Annotated in this window: 17 protein-coding genes; 10 read left to right on the top strand and 7 right to left on the bottom strand. The window is 65.6% G+C overall.

Annotated elements, in window-relative coordinates; translation table 11 throughout:
* The gene (locus ACRSCF_RS11160; RefSeq protein ID WP_016450647.1) at positions 1–921 is read right to left on the bottom strand and encodes a branched-chain amino acid ABC transporter permease; all 921 of its coding nucleotides are present in this window, start codon (positions 919–921) and stop codon (positions 1–3) included.
* A gap of 109 nt (positions 922–1,030) precedes the next feature.
* Positions 1,031–2,206, bottom strand: a complete 1,176-nt coding sequence (locus ACRSCF_RS11155) for an ABC transporter substrate-binding protein (RefSeq protein ID WP_016450648.1) — start codon at positions 2,204–2,206, stop codon at positions 1,031–1,033.
* Between the two features lie 197 nt (positions 2,207–2,403).
* Between ACRSCF_RS11155 and ACRSCF_RS11150 the strand changes: the two genes are divergently transcribed.
* Both ACRSCF_RS11150 and ACRSCF_RS11145 read left to right on the top strand, forming a co-directional pair.
* Entirely contained in the window at positions 2,404–3,309 is a 906-nt protein-coding gene (locus ACRSCF_RS11150) for an alpha/beta hydrolase (protein WP_244388043.1), read from the top strand.
* A complete protein-coding gene (locus tag ACRSCF_RS11145; RefSeq protein WP_012206289.1) occupies positions 3,306–3,794 on the top strand; it encodes a MarR family winged helix-turn-helix transcriptional regulator in 489 nt (162 codons plus the stop codon). Before ACRSCF_RS11150 ends, ACRSCF_RS11145 begins: the two co-directional genes overlap by 4 nt.
* Before the next feature lie 22 nt (positions 3,795–3,816).
* On the opposite strand, the gene ACRSCF_RS11140 is transcribed toward ACRSCF_RS11145, so the two are convergent.
* The 3 genes from ACRSCF_RS11140 to ACRSCF_RS11130 all read right to left on the bottom strand — a co-directional run bounded on the left by ACRSCF_RS11140 (position 3,817) and on the right by ACRSCF_RS11130 (position 7,827).
* The gene (locus tag ACRSCF_RS11140) at positions 3,817–5,439 is read right to left on the bottom strand and encodes a sensor domain-containing diguanylate cyclase (protein WP_244388042.1); all 1,623 of its coding nucleotides are present in this window, start codon (positions 5,437–5,439) and stop codon (positions 3,817–3,819) included.
* A gap of 250 nt (positions 5,440–5,689) precedes the next feature.
* Positions 5,690–6,586 (bottom strand): oxidoreductase, encoded by an 897-nt coding sequence (locus tag ACRSCF_RS11135; RefSeq protein ID WP_034367652.1) that lies wholly within the window; start codon positions 6,584–6,586, stop codon positions 5,690–5,692.
* Between the two features lie 161 nt (positions 6,587–6,747).
* The gene (locus tag ACRSCF_RS11130) at positions 6,748–7,827 is read right to left on the bottom strand and encodes an SDR family oxidoreductase (protein WP_082254193.1); all 1,080 of its coding nucleotides are present in this window, start codon (positions 7,825–7,827) and stop codon (positions 6,748–6,750) included.
* 72 nt (positions 7,828–7,899) lie between these two features.
* On the opposite strand from ACRSCF_RS11130, the gene ACRSCF_RS11125 reads away from it, so the two are divergent.
* The 3 genes from ACRSCF_RS11125 (at position 7,900) to ACRSCF_RS11115 (ending at position 10,866) form a co-directional block, all read left to right on the top strand.
* Positions 7,900–8,289: a MerR family transcriptional regulator gene (locus ACRSCF_RS11125; protein WP_016450653.1), complete on the top strand. Its 390-nt coding sequence runs from the start codon at positions 7,900–7,902 to the stop codon at positions 8,287–8,289.
* A 202-nt stretch (positions 8,290–8,491) separates the two neighbouring features.
* Complete coding sequence (locus ACRSCF_RS11120) at positions 8,492–9,175, top strand: energy-coupling factor ABC transporter permease (protein WP_034367646.1); 684 nt, start codon at positions 8,492–8,494, stop codon at positions 9,173–9,175.
* A gap of 524 nt (positions 9,176–9,699) precedes the next feature.
* Entirely contained in the window at positions 9,700–10,866 is a 1,167-nt protein-coding gene (locus ACRSCF_RS11115) for a GGDEF domain-containing protein (protein ID WP_017406008.1), read from the top strand.
* A 96-nt stretch (positions 10,867–10,962) separates the two neighbouring features.
* Here the strand turns inward: ACRSCF_RS11115 and ACRSCF_RS11110 are convergent, their stop codons facing one another.
* A complete protein-coding gene (locus ACRSCF_RS11110; protein WP_034367640.1) occupies positions 10,963–11,679 on the bottom strand; it encodes an aspartate/glutamate racemase family protein in 717 nt (238 codons plus the stop codon).
* A 73-nt stretch (positions 11,680–11,752) separates the two neighbouring features.
* Here ACRSCF_RS11110 and ACRSCF_RS11105 point away from each other — a divergent pair, with 73 nt between their 5' ends.
* From ACRSCF_RS11105 to ACRSCF_RS11085, 5 genes are all read left to right on the top strand, one after another.
* Positions 11,753–12,568: a helix-turn-helix domain-containing protein gene (locus ACRSCF_RS11105; RefSeq protein ID WP_034367637.1), complete on the top strand. Its 816-nt coding sequence runs from the start codon at positions 11,753–11,755 to the stop codon at positions 12,566–12,568.
* A 369-nt stretch (positions 12,569–12,937) separates the two neighbouring features.
* The gene (locus tag ACRSCF_RS11100) at positions 12,938–14,170 is read left to right on the top strand and encodes a sensor domain-containing phosphodiesterase (RefSeq protein ID WP_034367634.1); all 1,233 of its coding nucleotides are present in this window, start codon (positions 12,938–12,940) and stop codon (positions 14,168–14,170) included.
* A gap of 315 nt (positions 14,171–14,485) precedes the next feature.
* Entirely contained in the window at positions 14,486–15,595 is a 1,110-nt protein-coding gene (locus ACRSCF_RS11095) for an acyl-CoA dehydrogenase family protein (RefSeq protein WP_026062547.1), read from the top strand.
* A 64-nt stretch (positions 15,596–15,659) separates the two neighbouring features.
* Complete coding sequence (locus tag ACRSCF_RS11090; protein ID WP_034367631.1) at positions 15,660–16,526, top strand: phosphate/phosphite/phosphonate ABC transporter substrate-binding protein; 867 nt, start codon at positions 15,660–15,662, stop codon at positions 16,524–16,526.
* A gap of 8 nt (positions 16,527–16,534) precedes the next feature.
* On the top strand, positions 16,535–17,788 hold the full coding sequence (locus tag ACRSCF_RS11085; RefSeq protein ID WP_034367628.1) for a ferritin-like domain-containing protein: 1,254 nt from the start codon (positions 16,535–16,537) through the stop codon (positions 17,786–17,788).
* Between the two features lie 54 nt (positions 17,789–17,842).
* On the opposite strand, the gene ACRSCF_RS11080 is transcribed toward ACRSCF_RS11085, so the two are convergent.
* Positions 17,843–20,701 carry a midcut-by-XrtH protein gene (locus ACRSCF_RS11080; protein ID WP_244388040.1) on the bottom strand — a complete coding sequence of 953 codons (2,859 nt, stop codon included), beginning with the start codon at positions 20,699–20,701 and terminating at the stop codon, positions 17,843–17,845.
* Positions 20,702–20,879 lie beyond the last annotated feature (178 nt).

The following is a 20,879-nucleotide window of genomic DNA, read 5'->3' as shown; positions in this document are numbered from 1 at the left end:
TCAGCCTCGCGCAGGGAAAAGGCCGGAAGGACGGTACACCAGCACCACCGCCATCAGCACGTAGATGGAAATCGCCGCCAGCGTGGGCCCCACGCTGGACGCCACGGCCGGGGAGAACACCTGGCGCAGCAGCATGGGCAGGAAGGCCCGCCCCGCCGTATCCACCATGCCCACCAGCAAGGCCCCCACCAGGGCGCCGCGTATGGAACCTATGCCGCCGATGACGATGCACACCAGCACCAGGATCAGGATGTCCTCGCCCATACCCACCTGCACCGAGGTGATGGGCCCCAGCAGCGCGCCCGCCACCGCCGCCAGCATGGCGCCCAGCGTGAACACGCCCAGGAACAGCAGCGGCACGCGCACGCCCATCAGCGTGGCCATCTGGCGGTTGGAGGCGCCTGCCCGCACCAGCACGCCGGCGCGCGTGCGCGTCACGAACCAGTACAGGCCCAACGCGGCGGCCAGGCCGAAGACGATGATCATCAGCCGGTAGGCCGGGTACATGAGATCGGGCAGCAGCTGCACGGGCCCGGACAGCGCAGCCGGCATGTTGAGCATCACCGGCGCCGGGCCCCAGACCATCTTGACCAGGTCATTGGCGATGAGGATGACCGCATAGCTGCCCAGCACCTGGGCCAGGTGGTCGCGCACGGCAAGGCGCCGTATCAGCACCAGCTCCAGCACCATGCCAGCCACGCCCGTGGCCACGGCCGCCACCAGCACCGCCGCCGTGAACGAGCCCGTGCGCTGCAGGGTCTCTGCCGCCACATAGGCGCCCGCCATGTACAGCGAGCCATGGGCCAGGTTCATGATGTCCATGATGCCGAACACCAGGGTCAGCCCGGCCGCGATCAGAAACAGCATCAGCCCGAACTGCAGGCCATTGAGCAATTGCTCCAAGAGCAGCGTCCACGTCATCCACACGCCCCCTGCCGCGGGCGATCGGCCCGCGCGCGGTCAACAAATAATCCGGCTTTGAAAATCAAGATCAAGGCACGCCGCGCCCGACGGGGGCGCGGCGGCGGGGTCACATCTTGCAGTCGTTGACGTAGACGTCCTGATATTTATCGAACACCTTGCCCACCAGCTTATTGGTGATGCGGCCGCTGCCATCCTTCTCGATCACGCGCTGGTAGTAGGCCTGGATGGGGTAGTGGTTCTTGCCGTACGTGAAGGGGCCGCGCACCGAGGCGTAGTCGGCCTTCTCCAGCGCCTTGACGATGGCCTGGCGGTCCGAGGCCTTGCCGCCGGCCTGCTTGACGGCCGCATCCATGGCCATGATCACGTCATACGCCTGGGCCGCGTAGACCGAGGGGTTGCGGCCCTTGTACTCCTTGCGGAAGGCCTCGACGAAGGCCTTGTTCTGCGGCACGTCCAGGTCATGCGCCCACTGCGCGGTGTTGACCATGCCCAGCATGGGCTCGCCCACGGCCTGGATCACGTCCTCGTCGGCCGAGAAGCCCGGGCCGATCAGCTTGACGCTTTGCGACAGCCCCGTGGACACGAACTGCTTGACGAAGTTGATGCCCATGCCGCCCGGCAGGAAGATGTAGACCGCATCGGGCTTGGCCGCGCGGATCTGGGCCAGTTCGGCCGCATAGTCGATCTGGCCCAGCTTGGTGTAGACCTCTTCGCCGGGCGCGGTCTTGTAGCCGCGCTTGAAGCCGACCAGCGCATCCTTGCCCGCCGGATAGTCGGGCGCCATGATGAACATCTTCTTGAAGCCACGGTCGGCGGCCAGCTTGCCGGCTGCCTCGTGGAAGGCATCGTTCTGGTAGGACGTGCCGAACCAGAACGCATTGCACTGCGCGCCCGCGAACTGGCTGGGGCCGGGATTGTTGGACAGGTAGGGCACCTTGGCGCCGAACAGCGCCGGGCCCACGGCCAGGGCCACGTTGGAGCCGATGGGGCCGGTGAAGAAATCCACCTTGTCGCGCTGTATGTAGCGCGTGACCAGCTGGCGCGCCTGGTCGGGGTTGCCGCCCATGTCGGTCTGCAGGAACTCGGCCGGCTGGCCGCCCAGCTTGCCGCCCAACTGCTTGATGGCGAGGTTGAAGCCATCGCGCGCCTCGGCGCCCAGCGCGGCAAACGGCCCGGAAATATCGTTGGCGATACCGACCTTGATGGTGTCCGCCTGCGCGAGCGCGGGAACAAAGGCAGGGGCCAGGGCCGCTGCGGCCAGGAAGGGGGTGAGGAAACGCATGCTGCTGTGCTCCTTGCGCGGGCCGCGCGGATGGCAATCGGTGGTGAGGCAGTCTTCCGTCACGCTGGACGGGAAACTCTGTAAGGGCTGGAACGGTTGGCGCGGGTCTTAGTTTAGGTTTAAAGTATTTTGCAGAACAAGTCTGGGACTTGTACCAATACCTGCCATACAAACGATTTCGCGCCATCTCCGTTCCAATGCCCGCACTCTACCGTCACTACGACCGCGCCGGACTCGATGTCCAGTACAACGCCCGCGCGACGGTACCCGACATCACCCCCATCATCAAGGCCTATGCCGACGACAGCCGGGCCGCGCGCCAGAGCCTGCCCTGCGCGCTGAACGTGGCCTATGGCGAGCATGCCGACGAGCTGCTGGACATTTTCCCGGCAGCAACCGGGGCGGCAGGCGCCCCTGTTCTCTTCTTCATCCATGGCGGGTACTGGCGGCTGCTGTCCAAGGACGACTCCAGCAGCATGGCGCCCACCTTCACGCGCGCCGGCGCCGTGGTGGTGGCCCTGAACTATTCGCTGGCGCCCGCCGTCACGCTGGACCGCATCGTGGACCAGACACGCCGCGCACTGGCCTGGGTGCATGCCCACATCGCCCGCTACGGCGGCGACCCGGGCCGCATCCATGTCTGCGGCAGCTCGGCCGGCGGCCACCTGGCGGGCATGCTGCTGGCCGGCGGCTGGCATGCGGACTACGGCGTGCCCGAAGACGTGGTGCGCGGCGCCGCACCGCTGTCGGGCCTGTTCGACCTGCGCCCGCTGGTGCACACCCACATCAACGAATGGATTCGCCTGAGCGAGCAGGACGCCATTCGCAACAGCCCCGCCCTCCTGCCGCACGGCGCGGCCTGCCCGCTCATCGTGAGCTACGGCGAGAGCGAGACCGATGAATTCAAGCGCCAGAGCGACGACTACCTGGCCGCCTGGAACCAGCGCTGTGGCCCCGGTCCATCGTCAGGCCAGTACGTGGCCATGCCCGGCACCAACCATTTCGACATCGTGCTCACCCTGAACGACCCGGCCAGCCCGCTGACGCGCGCCATCCTCGCGCAGATGGGCTTGAGCGCCCCCACACCGCAGAACCAGCCATGACCCACGCTCCCGACCTGGAGTCGCGCGCCGCGCCCGACGACCACCATGCGCTGCGCCTGTGGCTGCGCATGCTCACCTGCTGCAACCTCATCGAAGGCGAGATCCGCAACCGCCTGCGCAGCGAATTCGACACCACCCTGCCCCGCTTCGACCTCATGGCCCAGCTGCAGCGCGCGCCCGAGGGCATGAAGATGGGCGAGCTGTCGCGCCACATGATGGTGACCAACGGCAACATCACCGGCATCACCGACCAGTTAGAGAAAGAAGGCCTGGTGGTGCGCACCAAGGTGGAGTCCGACCGGCGCAGCTCCGTGCTGCACCTCACCCCGCTGGGCCGCAAGACCTTTGCGCGCATGGCCAAGGCGCATGAATCCTGGGTCATGGGCATGTTCGGCGACATGCCGCAGGCCAGCCGCAACGACCTGTACCAGGCGCTGGGCGACCTCAAGCAGCAGGTGGTGGCCCACCGCTCGCCCACGGACTGAGCGCACGCAGACCCAACCCCATTCAGCCCTGCACGCAGTTGCGCCCTGCGGCCTTGGCGCGGTACAGCGCACGGTCGGCCGCTTCCACCAGCGCCACGGCGGCACCTTTGGAGCCGTGGGTAGTGCCTTGTGTAGCGCTTTGTGTAGCGCCTTGAGTCGCGCCAGCCTCACCGCACTGCGCTGTCGCCACGCCGATGCTGGCCGTCACATGGCCGAAGCGGCTGCTGCGGTGCTCCAGGCCCAGGCCCTCGATGCGCGCACGCAGCCGCTCGGCCACCTGCAGCCCGCCGGCCTGGTCCGTATTGGGAAGCACCACGGCCAGCTCCTCCCCGCCGTAGCGCGCCGCCATGTCGCCGGGCCGCTGCACGGCCTGGGCCAGGGCGCGACATACTGTCTGCAGGCACGCATCGCCTGCCACATGGCCGTAGGCGTCGTTGTAGCCCTTGAAATGGTCCAGATCGATCAGCAGCAGCGACAGCGGCGTGCCCTCGCGCACGGCGCGCCGTGCCTCGCGCTCCAGCACCTCGTCGAAGCGGCGCCGGTTGGCCAGGCCCGTGAGCTGGTCCTGGGCGGCCAGCACCTCCAGCCGGCGGTTGGCCTGCAGCAATTCCTCGCGCGCGCTGACCAGGGAGCATTCGGCACGCGAGCGCAGCCGCATCGCCGCCGTCAGCCGCCAGCCGATCAGCGCAATCGCCAGAAACAGCCCCAGCACCACGGCCAGCGTCAGCTGCGCCTGGCGCTGCCAGGAACTGAGCGCCTCGTCGCGGCCCAGGGCCACCGTGGTCACCAGCGGATAGCGCTCGCTGCGCAGGAAGGCATAGATTCTTTCCGTGCCATCCAGGCCCGAGCGGAACGACGCCGTGCCCGACATCGCCCCCGCATAGTGGCGCAGGAAATTGGGCGACTGCGAGAAGTCCCGGCCCAGGTCCTGCTCACGGAAGGGGTGGCGCACCAGCAGTTGCCCGCCCGGCGTGCTCAGTGAAATGGCGCCCTGCTCGCCGATGTCGATCTTGCCGAACAGCCGCAGGAAATTTTCCACACCCAGCGTCACCACGACCACGCCGGCAAACTGACCCTCGCTGTCGGTATAGCGCCGGCTGATGGTGATCACCCATTCACTTGTGGAACGGCTGCGGATCGGCGGCCCGATGTAGATGCCTGACGACGGGTCGTCGCGGTGGTGCGTGAAGAAGTCGCGGTCCGCGCTTTGCGTTCCTGGGGGAAACGTCCCCTTGGACGACATCAGCCAGCGCCCCTGCGCGTCCACGACCAGCAGCTCGTTGAGCTGGTTCAGCAACTGCTCCTGGCGGTTGACCAGATGCAGCACGCGCTCCAGGTGCGCGGCACCGGCGCCATCCAGCTCCAGCCTTTCGGCAATGCCCAGCAGCAACATGGAGCTTTGGGTGATCACGCCTTCGGAATAGGTATTCAGCGTCTGCGCCAGATTGCGGTTGACGGTATCCACCTCGGCCAGCGTGCGCTGGCGTGCAGCCACCAACTGCCACACCGTGGCCGCCGATACCGACACGAACACCACGGCCAGCAGCCAGCCCACCAGGCGGGTATCGCGTTTGACGGGCCGACCGCTGCGGCTGCGGCAGGCCCTTGTCCACCAATCCCTCTTCGTCACATGCACCTGCGCCATCTCGGCAGTCTCGCCGCCGTCCGATCTTGGGGTTTTCTGCGTCCGGGTTCAACGCCATTGCAGCTTCCTTCCGCAAGCGATTCCCGTCCTCGACCCAGGTCGAGCCGGAAAAACCCGCGAACCCGGTATTGTCCCCGGCTTCGGAAAAATCGGCCGGCAGGGTTGGGATTGGGGGGTGCTGCCAACAGCTTCAGGCTGAATGCGGATGGCAGGCCTGTGATCACAGGCCTTATCGTCAAGGCATGGGTGATCAGCCGGGGCCGTCGCTCGCGGCAGCAAGAAGCGGCACCAAGACATCACCGATCGGGGTCGGAATCCCGCGCGCCCGGCCGCGGCGCGCGATAACGCCGTTGCGGATATCCCATTCGAGCGGACGGCCTGCTTCGCGATCCGCCAGTATGGACGTGCCCAGGTCGGCAGGGGATGCCTGGAACTTGTCGAGGATCGCCTGCGGGACCTCATCGCCCAGTTCAGCACCTTCGGCGCGTGCCACGGCCAGGCACTCCTGCAGATAGTCCAGTGTGAGCTTGGAGATGTCGTGCCGGCCGTACATGCCCGAGCGGCGATGCGTGAGCGCCATGAGCCCGGCCGCCGCGTTCTGCAGCAGCTTTTGCCAGGCCAGAGATCTGAAATTCGAAACCAGGTCTACCAGGCACCGGGAGCCTTGCAGTGCCTGCGCAACCACGAGGGAGGCCGCTTCGTCAGGCAGGCTGATCCGAGCATCGCTGCGCAGGAGCACCGAACCATCGGATTGCGCCTGCGCAGGGAACCACACGACTGCAGGAACGACTCGCCCCTGAGGGCACAGCGCAGTGACACTCTCCAACTGCTCGACCCCGTTTTGCAGGACACACACGACGGTTTGCGGGCCGCTCAACGCCGCAAGCCATTGCGCAGTGGCAGCGGTCTGAGTCGCTTTGACCGCGAGAAAAACGAGGTCCACCGGGCGTGCAATCTGTGCTGGATCCGTTCTCACCGGCCCGGGAACAACGATGCGAACACCGCTACCTTGCAGCACCAGGCTGTCGCGCGGCGTACGGCCGCAAAGCATGGGCGTGCGGCCGACTTCGTGCAACGCAGCAGCGACGGTGGTCCCGATCGCACCGGGCCCCAGGACAGCGATTCTTGTATGGACTTGTTGATTCACTGAAGCGGATTCCTCGAAACGGATGCTCGGCGCCGGCCTCGACACCTGAAAAGGACAATTATGGAGTGCCACGGGCGCAGTGGAGGGCTGCTCTTGGCTGTGCGTGCATAGGTGCAATGCATCTTGATAGTTTCTCAGTATTCATCCCGGCAAAATACACGTCAGTGGACTTTTTCATTGGGCATGCAATATGAGTTGACGAACATTGCAGTATTCCGTAACGATTGACGAATATCCGGCTTTGATATTCCGTGCCTTTTGGCGAATTGCTCGACCGCCGCTGTGTCAAAACGCGTAGTCTGGATGAAGTCCAGGGCTTCGGCATCCGTATTCAAAAACCGTGCGACCGGAGGAATGCTCAAAAGCCATTTCAGCAATCGGAGCGAAATATGATGCTTTGGGGACTTTATTCCAAGAGGTTGTGCCACCTCTGCCAGGAGTTCTCGCAAGTTGGGACTTTGGTCGTCAAGCGCCAGAAGCTCCTGACCGGCCATGGAAGGATCAAAAGCGCAAGCCGAAACCAGCTCGACCAGATAATCCACAGTGACCAATGGCAACCAGTGCTCTGCGCTACCGGGCACTGCAGCCAGTTTTCCCTGCGCCAGATTGCGTATCAGATCCACCAGTGGCTGGCTGCAAGGTATATGTCCCGTGCGGCTATGACCACAGACCGTTGCGGGGTGCACGACGGTCATTTTCCCTCCCTTGGCAGCCATGAACTCCAGGGTCGCGAAATGCGCCTCCAGTTTGCTCCCCTCGTAAGCGCCGACACGCCGATAGACGGCAGGCCAATGAGTCCTTTCCGGATGGCCGGGATCAATTCCGATGCGCTGCAGATGTTCATTGTTCTTCAGCATATAGCCGCCGATCATCACCAGCCGGCTATCTTGCTGCGCTGCCAACAACGCCACGCGCTTTGCACCTTCCACATTCACTGCACGCGAATGCTCCATTGAAAGGCCCCACGCGAAGTGGGCGCCCAGGTGGAACACAACTTCGGCCTGCCGCAAAGCCTCTCGATCGGAAAGACTCAAGCCGAGGCTCTCCTGCTCCAGATCGCCAGCCACGGCAAAGACACGGTTTGCGACACCTCCCAGATTGTCGACCTGCTCCCGCAGTTGCGCCAGGCGCTCCGGGCGACGCATCAGCACCCGAATCGTGTGACCTTTTGCGCTCAGGCCTGACACCAGATGCTGGCCGATGAAGCCGGTCCCTCCCGTAACAAAGCACTCCACGCTCATTTTTCTGCTCCTTGGCACGATGAAAAATCGAGTGTAGACTGTCGACCCAACTCTATAGTCAAGTGTTTTCTCATGAATATCGGCGAACTCGAGGTCCGCAGCGGCGCCAGCCGCCATACCCTGCGCTACTACGAGAAGATCGGCCTTATCGCACCATTGCGGCGAAACAACAATTACCGTGTTTACACACCACAAACCCTGCAGGATCTTGGATTTATTCAGCGCGCACAAAGCATGGGATTTTCTCTTGCGGAAATAGGCGAAATTCTGGACGCGCAGAGAAACAAGTCAATCGATTGTGCCGAGGGTGCCAAGTTGATTGAAAAGAAAATGCTGGAGATTAGAAAGAAAATCACTGAGCTCAAAAGCATTTATCGGTATTTGGACGAGGAGCGTGCAAATCTCGAGGCCAGCGCTGCCAAGCAACTTGAGCTTCAGCGACTCAACAACGCTTTGAAGTGAGCTGTCGGCATCCAGACAACAGCGGCAATCGCTGCATGGCAGCCCCCGGCATCACCCGAGTACATCCGCGCAGCCTGGACAGAAAACGCATCTGCCGCGCCAAGGCATGGCGCAGCCATTCATCCACGGCTATGCTCAATACCTTTGCCGTTGCGCAGCCGGCGCCCGCCCTGCAACGGACCTTGACTGTTCAGGACCTCCCATGCACATCGAACCCGGCGTCGTCAGCCCCGAAAAAATCGCCCTCAGTTATGTCACCGCCGCAGCGGCCTTCGGCCTGACCGCCGCCCTGGCACGGCAAAGCCTGCGCGACAACGGCGGCTGGCTCGCGCTGCTGGCCCGCAGTGTCATCACCACCGCGCTGGTGTTCAGCTTCTTCGAGGTGTTTCCGCACGAGCCGGTCGGCGTGTCCGAGGTCCATCTGATCCTGGGCTCGACCTTGCTGCTGATGTTCGGCGCGGGAGCTGCGGCCATCGGCCTGGCGCTCGGCCTGCTGGTGCAGGGCCTGTTCTTTGCCCCCTTCGACCTGCCGCAGTACGGCATGAACGTCACCACCTTGCTGGTGCCGCTGTATGCGGTGAACCAACTGGCGCGCCGGCTGATTCCCGCCGGCACGGCCTATGTGGACATCAGCTACAGGCAGGCCCTGGCCCTGTCCACCACCTACCAGGGCGGCATTGTCCTGTGGGTCACGTTCTGGGCCATCTACGGCCACGGTGCCAGCCTGGCAACCTTGACCGAGGTGGCAAGCTTCGGTGCTGCCTACATGTGCGTCGTGCTGGTGGAACCCCTGGTGGACCTGGCGGTGCTGTGGCTGGCCAAGCGCCTGGCGACCTTCACCCAAGGGCCGCTTTTCAATACCCGCCTGCACGCCGTTGCCGTCTGACAGGGCCGGCTCCCCCGGTCACGGTTGACGACCCATAGGGCATCTTGTCCCGGTGCTCCCGCCTTGCCGCCCCCGGGCCACCATGGCAAAGCGGGGAGCGGCAGGTGCATGGACGGCCCCGCGCGCAGCCGTGGCCGCTTCCTCTTGGTCCAGCATGACCAGGTCCCTCTTCATCAGCCTGCCGGCAAGCAAGCTCGGCAAATCCACCGCCTTCCACAAGGCCCCGGGCTTCCAACAGAGCCCGCAGCCCAGCAGTGAGGACGGCTTCGCCATGGTCTGGAGCGGCGGGATGCCTGCGCAGTGCAAGGACCCGGCGTTCGCCTCCGCGACGTGGCCTTGGCAACGCGGCCGACGCCGGAATCGCTGCAGCCGGGTGATCGGGCAAGCCTGAAAACCTGCTTCCTGCGACAATCCGCCCCGCTCGCTTTGCTCCACTGCATCGCGACGGCACGGACCGTCGCCGCATTGCTCCTTGTCTGGCGGCTCTCACAAGGAGCGCGCCTGCGCCGATACCTCCATCGCCCATGGCTCTCGACCCCTTCACCCTGCTCGTTCTCACCACGGCCATGGCGGCCGCTTCGGCGCTGTATCTGGCTGCGGAATGGAGCAGCGTGCGCGAACGCTCGCTGCTGCTGTGGAGCGCGGGGTTCGCCATCATCGTCGTGGGCTGCGTGCTGGCCCTGCTGCGTTCCAGCGGCCATGTGCTGCTGGGCATCTGGTTTCCCAACGGCCTGCTGATCGCCGCCCACTGGCTGTTCCTGGCCGGGGTCGCCGGATTCATGCGCGTGCGGCTGTCGCACTTCTGGTGGCTGCTGGCCGTCGTCTGGCTGGCCATGCTGTTTCTGCCAGACGGGCCCTGGTGGTCCAAGGCGATGCTGGGCATCCAGTCGCTGCTGATCGCCATCACCACCTTGCGCGCCGGCCTGCTGCTGCGCCCGCATGGCGGCGCGCTGGGCATGGGCGCGGCGCAGTTGAGTTTCGTGCTGCTGGCGCACGGCCTGTTCTACCTCGCCAAGGCTGGATCGACCGTGGCGCTGGACGCCTTCGTCAACCTGGGCAGTTTCCGCGGCACGGTGATCCTGATCTCGCTGGTGGAGGGCGTGATGGCGATCATGCTGCTGGCCATGTCCATGACCGGGACGGAGCGCCATCGCCGCGAGGAGCGCATCGCGCAGATTGCCGCCCGCGATCCGCTGACCTCCCTGGACAACCGCCGCGCGCTCTATCTGCGCGCACCGGCGCTGCTGGCACAAGCCTCGCCGGCCCGCCCCGGCGCCCTGCTGCTGATCGACATCGACCACTTCAAGCAGGTCAACGACCTGCACGGCCACGATGCCGGCGACCGCCTGCTGGTGACGCTGAGCGACCTCATCCGCAGCGTGCTGCCTCGCGGCGCACTGGCCGCGCGGCTGGGCGGGGATGAGTTCGTGATCCTGCTGCACAACGTCTGCGGCACGGCCGCGCAGGCGCTGGGCCAGGACTTGCGCGAGGCGTTCGTGCAGCAGGCGCGCGCGATGTTCGCGACGCCGCAGCCCGTGTCCCTGAGCATCGGTGCGGCCTTGTTCGACCAGCCCGGAACAGAGCTGTCCCACTGGCTCAAGCAGGCCGACGAGGCCCTCTATGCATCGAAGCGCAAGGGACGGGACCGGATGGAACTCGCCCCGCTTGCGCCAGGGCGGCCCCACGGATGATCTGCTTGCCGCAGGTGGGCCGCTTGCGTGCGCTTGCAGGTCACATCTGCCACTGATAGGGGTCCGGGCCGGTTCAGTCCGGGTCGTTTTGGCGCCTCAAGGCGTCAATGCAAAGTCCACCGCAGCCTCGGCATGCAAGGCCGTGGTGTCCAGCACGGGCACGGGGCAATGCGCCTGCTGCACCAGCAGGCTGATTTCCGTGCAGCCCAGCACCATGGCCTGGGCGCCCTGCCCGGCCAGCTGCGCCATGATGCGCTGATAGGTGCGCCGCGACTCTTCCCGTATCCGGCCTGCGCACAGTTCCTCGTAGATGATGCGGTGCACTTCGGCGCGGTCCGCCTCCTGCGGCACCATCACCTCCAGCCCCTGCTGCTGCAGGCGCTCGCGCATGAAGGGCTGCTCCATGGTGAAGCGGGTGCCCAGCAGCCCCAGCCTGCGGTAGCCTGCCGCCCGGGCCGCATCGGCCACCGGGTCGGCAATGTGCAGAAAAGGGATGCGCACCGCTGCCGCAATGCGGTCTGCCAGCTTGTGCATGGTGTTGGTGCACAGCAGCACCCCATCCGCCCCGCCATCCTGCAGCCGCCGCGCGGCATCTTCCAGCAAGGCGGCTGCGTCATCCCAGCGGCCTTCATGCTGGGCCAGCTCGATGGGGCCAAAATCCACGCTGTACATGAGCAGTTTTGCAGAGCGCAGCGGACCCAGCCGGTCGCGCACGCCCTGGTTGATGAGCCGGTAGTACTCGGCGCTGGACTCCCAGCTCATGCCCCCGATGAGACCGATGATGCGGTGAATTTCCGTGTGGTTTGCGTTCATGCCTTCAGTGTGGGCAGCGCCCGGTTTCCCGTCTATCAAGAAATTTCAGTTCAAGACACAAGGCGCCAGGGTGATGAAAGTTCAGGAACTACCGGGATTCGAGGTGCAGCTGCTGGGCCGCGCCGCCTATAGCAGCCATGACCCGACCCGCCTTCATTCGCTGGGCATTGCGCTGGAGCGCCAGCAAGGCGTGCATGCCATTGGCAGCGACCGCCGCGTGGACTTCGACACATGGCCCGGCACGGTGGCACGCACGCCACCGGGGGTGGATGTGTTTTCCGAATCGGCCACGGGCGGCGAGTACCTGGTGGTTCGCTGTACCCCTGCGCAATGGGAGCAATGGCTGGACGACGCAGTGCCTGACACCGAAGCCCGGCGCGTTGTACACCCTGGCCAGCGCGCCGCCTTGCAGATTGCGCACCAGCTGCGGCAACTGCTGCTTTGCCCCGAGACGGACACCCTGGCAATAGAGCAGGCAGCCCTGCACTTCATGGCCCGGCAATGCGTCGATGCGAGGGATGTGCCCCATGCGCCCATCCCGCGCATCGATGCATTGCGCCCGGTGTATCGACCGGTTCTGGAGCGCATGGCGGCCGAGTTTGCACAGCCTTTGAGCATTGCCCAGCTGGCCCGGATGACCCGTCGCACCCCGCTGCGTTTTCTGCGTGAGTTTTCCCAGCTGCTTGGCATGACTCCGCATGCCTATCTTGTGGAGACCCGCATACAGGCGGCCCGCTCCATGATGCGGGCGGATGCCGATTCGCTGGCCTGTATCGCCCACGATTGCGGCTTCAGCCATCAATCGCACATGGGAGCCGCGTTTCGCAAACATCTGGGGCTGACGCCCAGCCAGTACCTGGCCCGCATTCGCCATACGGCCAGGCAGTGACCGATGGAGCACCTGGAACCGTCACGCCCGGGGCATGCGGCATGACCGGTGTTCCAGACGGTGCAATGAACTTGCAAGTTCCCGCGTTGGCTTTTCATTCCCATTGTCAATCCGAACAGACGGACTCGACCTGCGCACTTCAACCGCGCATACTTAGGGCCATTGCTCTCCCCCTGTTCTGATTTGCGATGGCGCGGCAACCCCAACCTTGCCGTGTTCCTGCCAATGGAGCGGACTACCGATAATTCATTCCCGTTATCAACGGCATATCGTGCCGCTCGGCCATGCCGGGCAGAACTGAGGACCGCCAATCCGCCAGCAGCGCGTCAATTCAATGTGCGTACACATCTGATAGAGCAGATCAATGAAATGACCCCTCGAAAATCCACATTCGCACCTTTGAGCAGAATTTTTGCTTTCGCCATTGAACTGGATGGAGTGGACCGTGTGCTGTCCGTGGTCCGGCGGCATCTGGGCATGGATGTGGCCTTTGTGGCCCGATTCCGCGAAGCGGATCGGGTGCTGGAGCATGTGGACGAGAGCACTGGCGGAGTGATTTTCCGGCAGCAGAAGATTCCATTGAACGAGGGCTATTGCCAGAAGGTGGTCAATGGCGAATTGCCGCAGTTGATTCCAGACACGTCCCGTTTACCCGCTGCACAGGGAATACCGGAGACGCACACCATTCCCATCGGCTCGCACCTGAGCGTACCGATCCGCCTGGATGACAACCGTCTGTACGGCACCTTGTGCTGCTTCAGCCACCAGCCCAATCCCGCGCTGGGTGAGCACGATATGTCGCTATTGCGGGCATTCTCCGATTTATTGGGACTGCATTTCAGTGCAACTTCTGCGGTCCAGCATGCAAGGGACAAAGCGGCCAACGAAATCCGCCTTGCCATGCAGGGAAATGCGCTGCGCCCTGTATTTCAGCCCGTATACACCATCGCGACAGGCAAGCTGCACGGTTTTGAGTGCTTGTCGCGCTTTGACCTGGAGCCATTTCGCCCGCCAGACCAATGGTTCAAGGCAGCGCACGAAGTAGGCCTGGGGCTGGAGCTGGAGCGCCATGCAATCGACACGGCGCTTGGCGCGCTCGGTCGCCTGCCAACCGATTGGCTGCTCGCAGTCAACTGCTCGCCGCAGCTGATCCAGTCGGGGCAGCTGCCCCGGCTTCTGGGTTCGGACCAGGATCTGTCGCGCGTGACGCTGGAAATCACGGAGCATGCCGCCGTGGATGACTACAGGGCTTTGGCCGATGCACTGGCTCCGCTGCGGCGCCGGGGCGCGACCTTGGCAGTCGACGATGCCGGTGCCGGCTACTCCAGCATGCGGCACATCCTGCATCTTCAACCGGACATGATCAAGCTGGACATGAGCATCACGCACGACGTCGATACCGACCGCAGCCGCCGTGCGCTCGCCAAGGGGCTCACGAGTTTCGCGCACGAAATAGGAAGCGTGGTGGTCGCCGAAGGTGTGGAGACTGCCGAGGAATTCAATGCGCTGGCAAGCCTTGGCGTGGATCTGGCCCAGGGCTACTTCTTTGCCAAGCCGATGGGGTCAGCACAGGCGCTGGCCATGGGACTTGCCAGGGCCTAGGGCCCAGGCGTTCAAGCTTTCGAGCCTGCCTGCCTGCATGCGTGCGTGAATGTGCTGTGACGACGCAGCGTTCTCCCGCCACCTTGACCGGGATCAAGCACACACCAGCCATGGTGCCCGAGCAAGGCGCCCGTTGCGCGAAGCCGTAGTGCACCCGGCGCATAATCGCCTGCATTCTTTCCCCAGCCCATCCGCCATTGCAGGTCTGCATGCGGCAGGCGCGTCCAGCGGCCATCGCGGCGCCCCAGCATTTCCCCAGACTTCCAGCAACAGCCTCCCGGCAGGCGGTCATGGGCATGCCCACGGTGAACCCAGATGGAAGTTTTGAAGCAACTCGAACCCCTCATGCGCGACATCATCGCGCCCCAGGCCGCGCAGATCGACGAGCAGGCACGCTACCCGCGCGCCGCGCTGGATGCACTGGCGGCAGCCGGCCTGCTGGGCCTGATCAGCGCCAGCGAGGTGGGCGGCCTGGGCAAGGGCCTGGCCGAAGCGGTGCAGGTCGTCGAGCGCATTGCCCAGGACTGCCCCTGCACGGCCATGGTGCTGACCATGCACTACTGCGGCGTGGCGCTGATCGAACCCTTTGCCGACGACCCTGTGCGCCGCGAGATCGCGGCCGGCCGCCACCTCACCACGCTGGCCGTGTCCGAAGCCGGCTCGCGCAGCCATATCTGGGCGCCGACGGGCACGGCGACCGCCGCTGAAGATGTCATCCACCTGAACGCGCTCAAGAGCATGATCACGTCGGCCGGCGAGGCCGATTCCTATGTCTGGATCTCGCGCGCCACGCAGGGCGAGGGCAATACGCTGTGGCTGGTGGACAGCCGGCTGCCGGGCCTGTCCATTCCCGGACGCTTCAACGGCATGGGGCTGCGCGGCAATGCGTCCTCGCCCATCGAGGCACGCAACGTGGGCGTTCCACGCGCCCGCATGCTGGGCGCCGACGGCGAGGGCGAGGCCGTGAAGGGCCGCTATCTGATGCCCTTCTTTCCCACGCTGATCGCCACGACGTCCATCGGCCTGATGCAGGGCGCGCTGCGCCGCGCCGTGGCCCATGTGGCGGGCACGCGCTTTGCGGAAAGCGGCAGCTCGCTGGCCGACCTGCCCACCATCCGCGCCTACCTGGCCCGTGCCCAGCTGCGCCTGGAGCAGGCCCGCCTGCTGCGCGACGATACCGTGGCCGCCGTGCAGGCGGCCCGGGCCGATGCGCGCACCCGCCTGCTGCAGAGCAAGGCCGCAGCCGCCGAGGCCGCACTGGAAGTGACCGACATTGCCATGCGCGTGTGCGGCGGCGCCGCCTTCCGCAAGGAGCTGGGCATAGAGCGCCTGTTCCGCGATGCGCGCGCCGCCTCGGTCATGGCGCCCACCACCGATGTGATCTACGACATGCTGGGCAAAGGCATGTGCGACGCCGCCGCCTGAGCCTGAACGGCAGAACCCGTCGATCGCTTCACCCCTCCTCCCCCATCCAGCAAAGGACTTCCGCATGACGACAACCGCCCCCGTGATCAAGCTCGGCGCCGTGGCCTACGCCCCCAAGGTGATCACCATCTGGGAAGGCTTCAAGGCGTATTTCATCGAGCGCGGCTACTACTTCGACTACGTGCTCTATTCCAACTACGAGTCGCTGACCGAGGCGTTGATGGCAGGCGATGTGCACCTGGCCTGGAACTCGCCGCTGGCCTTTGTGCGCGCCGACCGCATGGCCCGCGCGCGCGGCCTGCGCGTGGAGTCCATCGCCATGCGCGATACCGACCTGGACCTGCATTCGCTGCTGGTCGTGCCCGCAGACAGCCCCATCCAGAGCGTGCAGGACCTGCGCGGCAAGACCGTGGGCTTCGGTGCCGTGGATTCGCCCCAGGCCACGCTGATCCCGCTGGACCATCTGCGCCAGCAAGGGCTGGTGGCCGGGCGCGACTACACGGCGCGCCGCTTTGACGTGCTGGGCGGCAAGCACGGCGACCACATCGGCGGCGAGCGCCTGGCCGCCGCCGCCATGGTGGCCGGCGAGATACAGGCTTCATGGATGGTGGGCAAGAACTACCTGGCCTTTGCGCGCGAAGGCACGCTGCCGGCCGGCGGCACGCGCGTGCTGGCCACCTCGGGCGCCTTCGACCACTGCAACATGACGGCCGGCCCGCACATCGATGCCGGGCGTGCCGCCGCCTTCCGCGACATCCTGCTGGCCATGTCCTGGGACGACGCGGCAGTGCGCCCGCTGCTGGAGCTGGAAGGCCTGAAGGTCTGGCACCCGGGCCGCGGCACGGGCTACGGCCTGCTGGAGCGCGCGGTGACGGACGAGGCCTTCTACGACACCGAAGGCCGCATCACCGTGCAGGACTACCGTTACTGATACGCGCCATGGCCATGCCTGATTCCGACAGCGGCGCCCTGCCCGCCTCCACCCTGCCTGTCATCGACCTGCAGGGCCTGGGCTTCGATGCCGGCGCCCATCTGCTGGTCAAGCACGCGCTGGCCGCCCTGCCCGTGGGCGGGCAACTGCGCGTGACCGGCAGCGCGCCGGGCTGGCAGGCCCAGCTGTCGGGCTGGTGCAGCGACCAGGGCCATGGCCTGCGCTGGGAGGATGGCGTGGATGCAGCACAGGCCATGGCCATCGTGGCGCGCGGCGGCGCCCAGGCCGGGCGCTGGCGCGGCGCGGCGCAGACGGGCCGCAGCGATGCGCGCTCGGGCGACGGTGCCGTGGCCGCGCAGGCCCAGCCTTTCTGGGGCCTGGCCGCGCGTGGCGCGCAGGTGGAAGCCGGCGCGCCGGCCTTCCATTTCCGGCTCAGCGACAAGCTGCAGGTCTGGACCGACAGCGCCTCCGACCTCTACGCCCAGGCCGTGGCCGCGCAGTGGAATGCCGACACCGACATCGACTGGAACGACGCACCCGAGCTGCCCGCGCCGGTGGAGGACGCCATCGTCCAGCTCATGACCTACATGGTCGAGAACGAGAATGCGGCCCTGCTGGTGCCTGCGCGCTTCCTCGGCCAGCTGCACCCGCACTACCGCGAACTGCAGGCTGCGCTGGCCATCCAGGTGGCCGACGAGGCGCGGCACATCGATGTCTTCACGCGCCGCATCCGCCGCCACGGCCGCGAGCCCGCGCTGTCCACGGCGGGTGGCCAGGCCTCGCTCAAGAGCCTGCTGGACGAGACGGATTTTTCCGTGGCGGGTTTCCTGCTGTCGGTGCTGGGCGAAGGCACTTTCGTGCACCTGCTGCAGTTCCTGCAGACCGAGGCGCCCGACCCCCTCACACGCCAGATCTGCCGCCTGGCCGCGCGCGACGAGGCGCGCCATGTGGCCCTGGGCATGTCCCACCTGCTGTACCGCCTGCAGCACGAGCCCGGCTTCCAGCACCAGCTGGCCCAGGCCGTGGAGCAGCGCTTCGACAACCTGGCCGGCACCTCGGGGCTGAACGAGGAAGTCTTCGACGCCCTGATCCTCATCGCGGCCGGCACCCTCACTCCCGAGGCCCTGGCCCGTGGCGCCGCCCGCGTGCAGCAGCTCATGCGCGACATGGCAGACGGCCGGTTTTCCAAGCTGCTGCGGCTGGGGTTCGAGCGCGGGCATGCGGAGCGGCTGGCTTCGCTGCATACGCGCAATTTCATGTAGGCACGAGAAACGGACTCGGTGCGCGGTGCCCGGTGGCCATAGGACCGGCGCCGGTCAATCCACGATCAATTTGCTGTTGTTCAGCAGCTGCGTGATGATCTGCTGATCCGTGGCGGCACCGGAATACAGCGTCTGCAGATTCACGCCTTCCAGGATGATCTGCTGGGTCTCGGCCGATGCCGAATAGCTTGCACCCGCCGCATGGGAGTCCGCACCGAAGCCGCCCGTGTGGCTGACATGGACCCAGGTATCACCTCCCGTGATCTCGAAGTGCAGGTAGTCGGCCAGGTTGCCTGCGGCATTGCCGGGGCCTGCGGATTCACCCTGCAGCAGGTCGCGCAGGTCCAGTACATCACCGCCTGCGCCGTTGGCTCCCGCGGCCGCCGTGGCGAGGTTCTGGATTCGGTCCAAGGCCGGTGTTCCTGCCGCCCCCTGGTCTCCCAGCGACCAGGCAAAGACATCCACGAAGTTCTCGCCCGCATCACCGCCGCTCATCAGATCGTTGCCGGGGCCACCGGCCAGCAGGTCCGTGCCCGACCCCGCATTGAGGGTGTCGTCGCCGCTGCCACCCATCAGCACATCGGAGCCTGCGCCCGCCGACAGGTTGTCGTCGCCAGCGCCTCCGAAAACGATGTTGTTTCCGTTGTTGGCGCTGATGGTGTTGGCGCCGTTGCCACCGGTGATGTACTCGTTGGCCGAGCTGCCTGTATAGCTGCCGCTATGGGTCGTGGTGATATCCACGGTCGTATATGAGGCCTTGAGCGTGACCACGGTGGATGTCGATGCCGTGAAGCCGCCGCTCACCTCCGTCGCCGTGACCTGGACCGTGAGATTGGTGGCGTTCGTGGTGTAGCTGCCAGGCAGATTCAGGATGAGATTGGGCAGGTCGGCTTCGGTGAACTGCCAGACACCACCACCCAGGTTCGTGCCCGCATTGAAGGACAGATTGGTGGGCAGTCCACTGATCCTGATCGACAGGGTTTCCGAGCCATCCGTATCCACCAGCTTCGCGGTTATCGGAAACCTGACGCTGGTCCCGCCTGTGCCTTGTGCGATGGCCAGCAGGGACTTCAGGACAACGACCGAAGAAGCGCTGGCCGCTCCAACCGACAGATTGACCGTGCCGATACTGGTACCGCCGCGCCCATCGGTGACGTCGTAGAGAAAGCTGGCCGGTCCTTCGTAGCCTGCCGCGGGCGTGAACAGCACCCCGCCCGCCTGCGATGCAAGGCTGCCATTGATCGGCGAATGAGCCAAGGTGATGGTCAGGCTGTCGCCGTCGGCGTCCGTGTCATTGGCCAGCAGCGTGGCAAAGCCGATGCTCCGCGGGATGTCCGTGGCAACCATCCATTGATCTGCCACGGCAACCGGTGCATCGTTCACGGAAGTGACCGTGATGGAAACGGTGACGATGTTTCCCATGGCCAGCCCATCGCTGGCACGGTAGGCAAAGCTGTCGGAAACCGTCTCGCTGCCGTTGTGGATATAGGTGAAGGTGCCATTGCCGCTCAGCGTCAGGGCCCCGTTCGCCGGACCCGTCACCAGCACCGCGACGAGCGGATTGCCGTCAGGGTCCGTGTCGTTGGCCAGCACGCTGGTTGCACCGCTGGCAAGGACCGTGGCCACAGCGCCCTCGGCCACCACTATCGCATCGGAGATAGACACTGGCGGTTGATTGCCGGAGGGTGCAGCAGCAACCGTCACCGACACACTGGCCGTGGCAGAACCGCCCCTGCCGTCGCCAATGGTGTAGGTGAAGCTGTCGCTGCCGGTGAAGTTGGCGTTCGGCGTGTAGACCGGATTGCCCGTGACGGCATCCACGACCACGGAACCGTGGGTGCCCTGGGTGATGCCGGAAACGGTCAGGCTGTCCCCATCCGCATCGCTGTCGTTCCCGCGCACGGCGATGGCGACGGATGTATCGGCATCGGTGGTGGCCGTATCTTTGCCGGCTACGGGCACCCGGTTCACGAAAACACTCAGCGTGCTGGACGCGCCGGTCTGCACGGTGTAGCCGATGGCCAGCGGATGGCCGCCGCTATAGTTCGCATCCGCCTGGAAAGTGAAGCTGCCGTCTGCCTGCAGCGCGAAGGTCCCGCGCCCCGCCACGTTCCGGGAGCTGCCGGCCGCCACGGTCTGGCCTTCATAGGTGAAGCTGGCGACCACGAGCGCCCCATCGGCATCGGAATCGTTGGACAGCACATTGCCCGTGCGCTGCCCGGCCGTGTCCACCTGCACGCTGTCGGGCGCAAGCACGCTGGCGTGGCTGCCGTGCGCGGCGGCCGCCGCGTTGGCGCACAGCTGCGCCACATCCACCCAGCAGGAGCCGCCCGCCTCCAGCGTGGCGCCGACCGCGCAGGCGCTGCCGGGACGCGCGGCCGTCGTAGGAATCCTGCCCGGCACGCCCAGCGGAAAGCAGGTGTTCCACACAGGGTCCGTGATACCGGTGATTTTCAGCCGTAGCGATGTCTGGTTGCGGTAGACCACGGGCAGGAAGCCCTGCGGCGCTCCAGCGGCGCCCAGGGCGCTCGCCTGCACGGGAATGACAAGCGTCTCGCCCGCAGCCTGGTTGAAGGCTTCCTGCAATTCCTGAATCTGGGCCTGCACCCGCTCGCCCCAGACCGCCGTGGCTGCGGTCATGACAACAGCACCGCCCATGGCCCAGGCACGCAGGCCGACCAGGGAGATCCGCCCTTTTTGCACACCCCGCACAAGGCAGGCCCCCAAGGCCAACGCCAGCAGCGCAAGAGCGCCAGGGTGGTCCACAGGAATCGCCGCCGGCGCCACGGCCGCCAGCGGTGCCGCAGTGATGCTCTGGGCCTGGGCTGCCGGCACGGCACAGGCCACGGCCAAGGCGCCCAACGCCTGTGCGAGCCCCGTGCCACGGGCAAGGAATTGGAAAAGTTGCAGCATGGGTCTGGCCTGGAAGAAAAGATCCGAAGATCCGAACAGGCGGGGAGCGGTCCCCGCCACTGCCTTCAGGCAGGCCACAAATGACTGCGCTGCTGACAATTTCTTACTTTAGACGACGACCTGCGCAGCGCATATCCCTGAAAGCAGGTAATTGGCCAGCGGGCACCGGCTCTGGCAA

The organism is Delftia sp. 11MD (genome assembly GCF_050907895.1).
Lineage (GTDB): Bacteria > Pseudomonadota > Gammaproteobacteria > Burkholderiales > Burkholderiaceae_C > Comamonas > Comamonas tsuruhatensis.
This window is presented reverse-complemented; position numbering and strand designations above follow the sequence as displayed.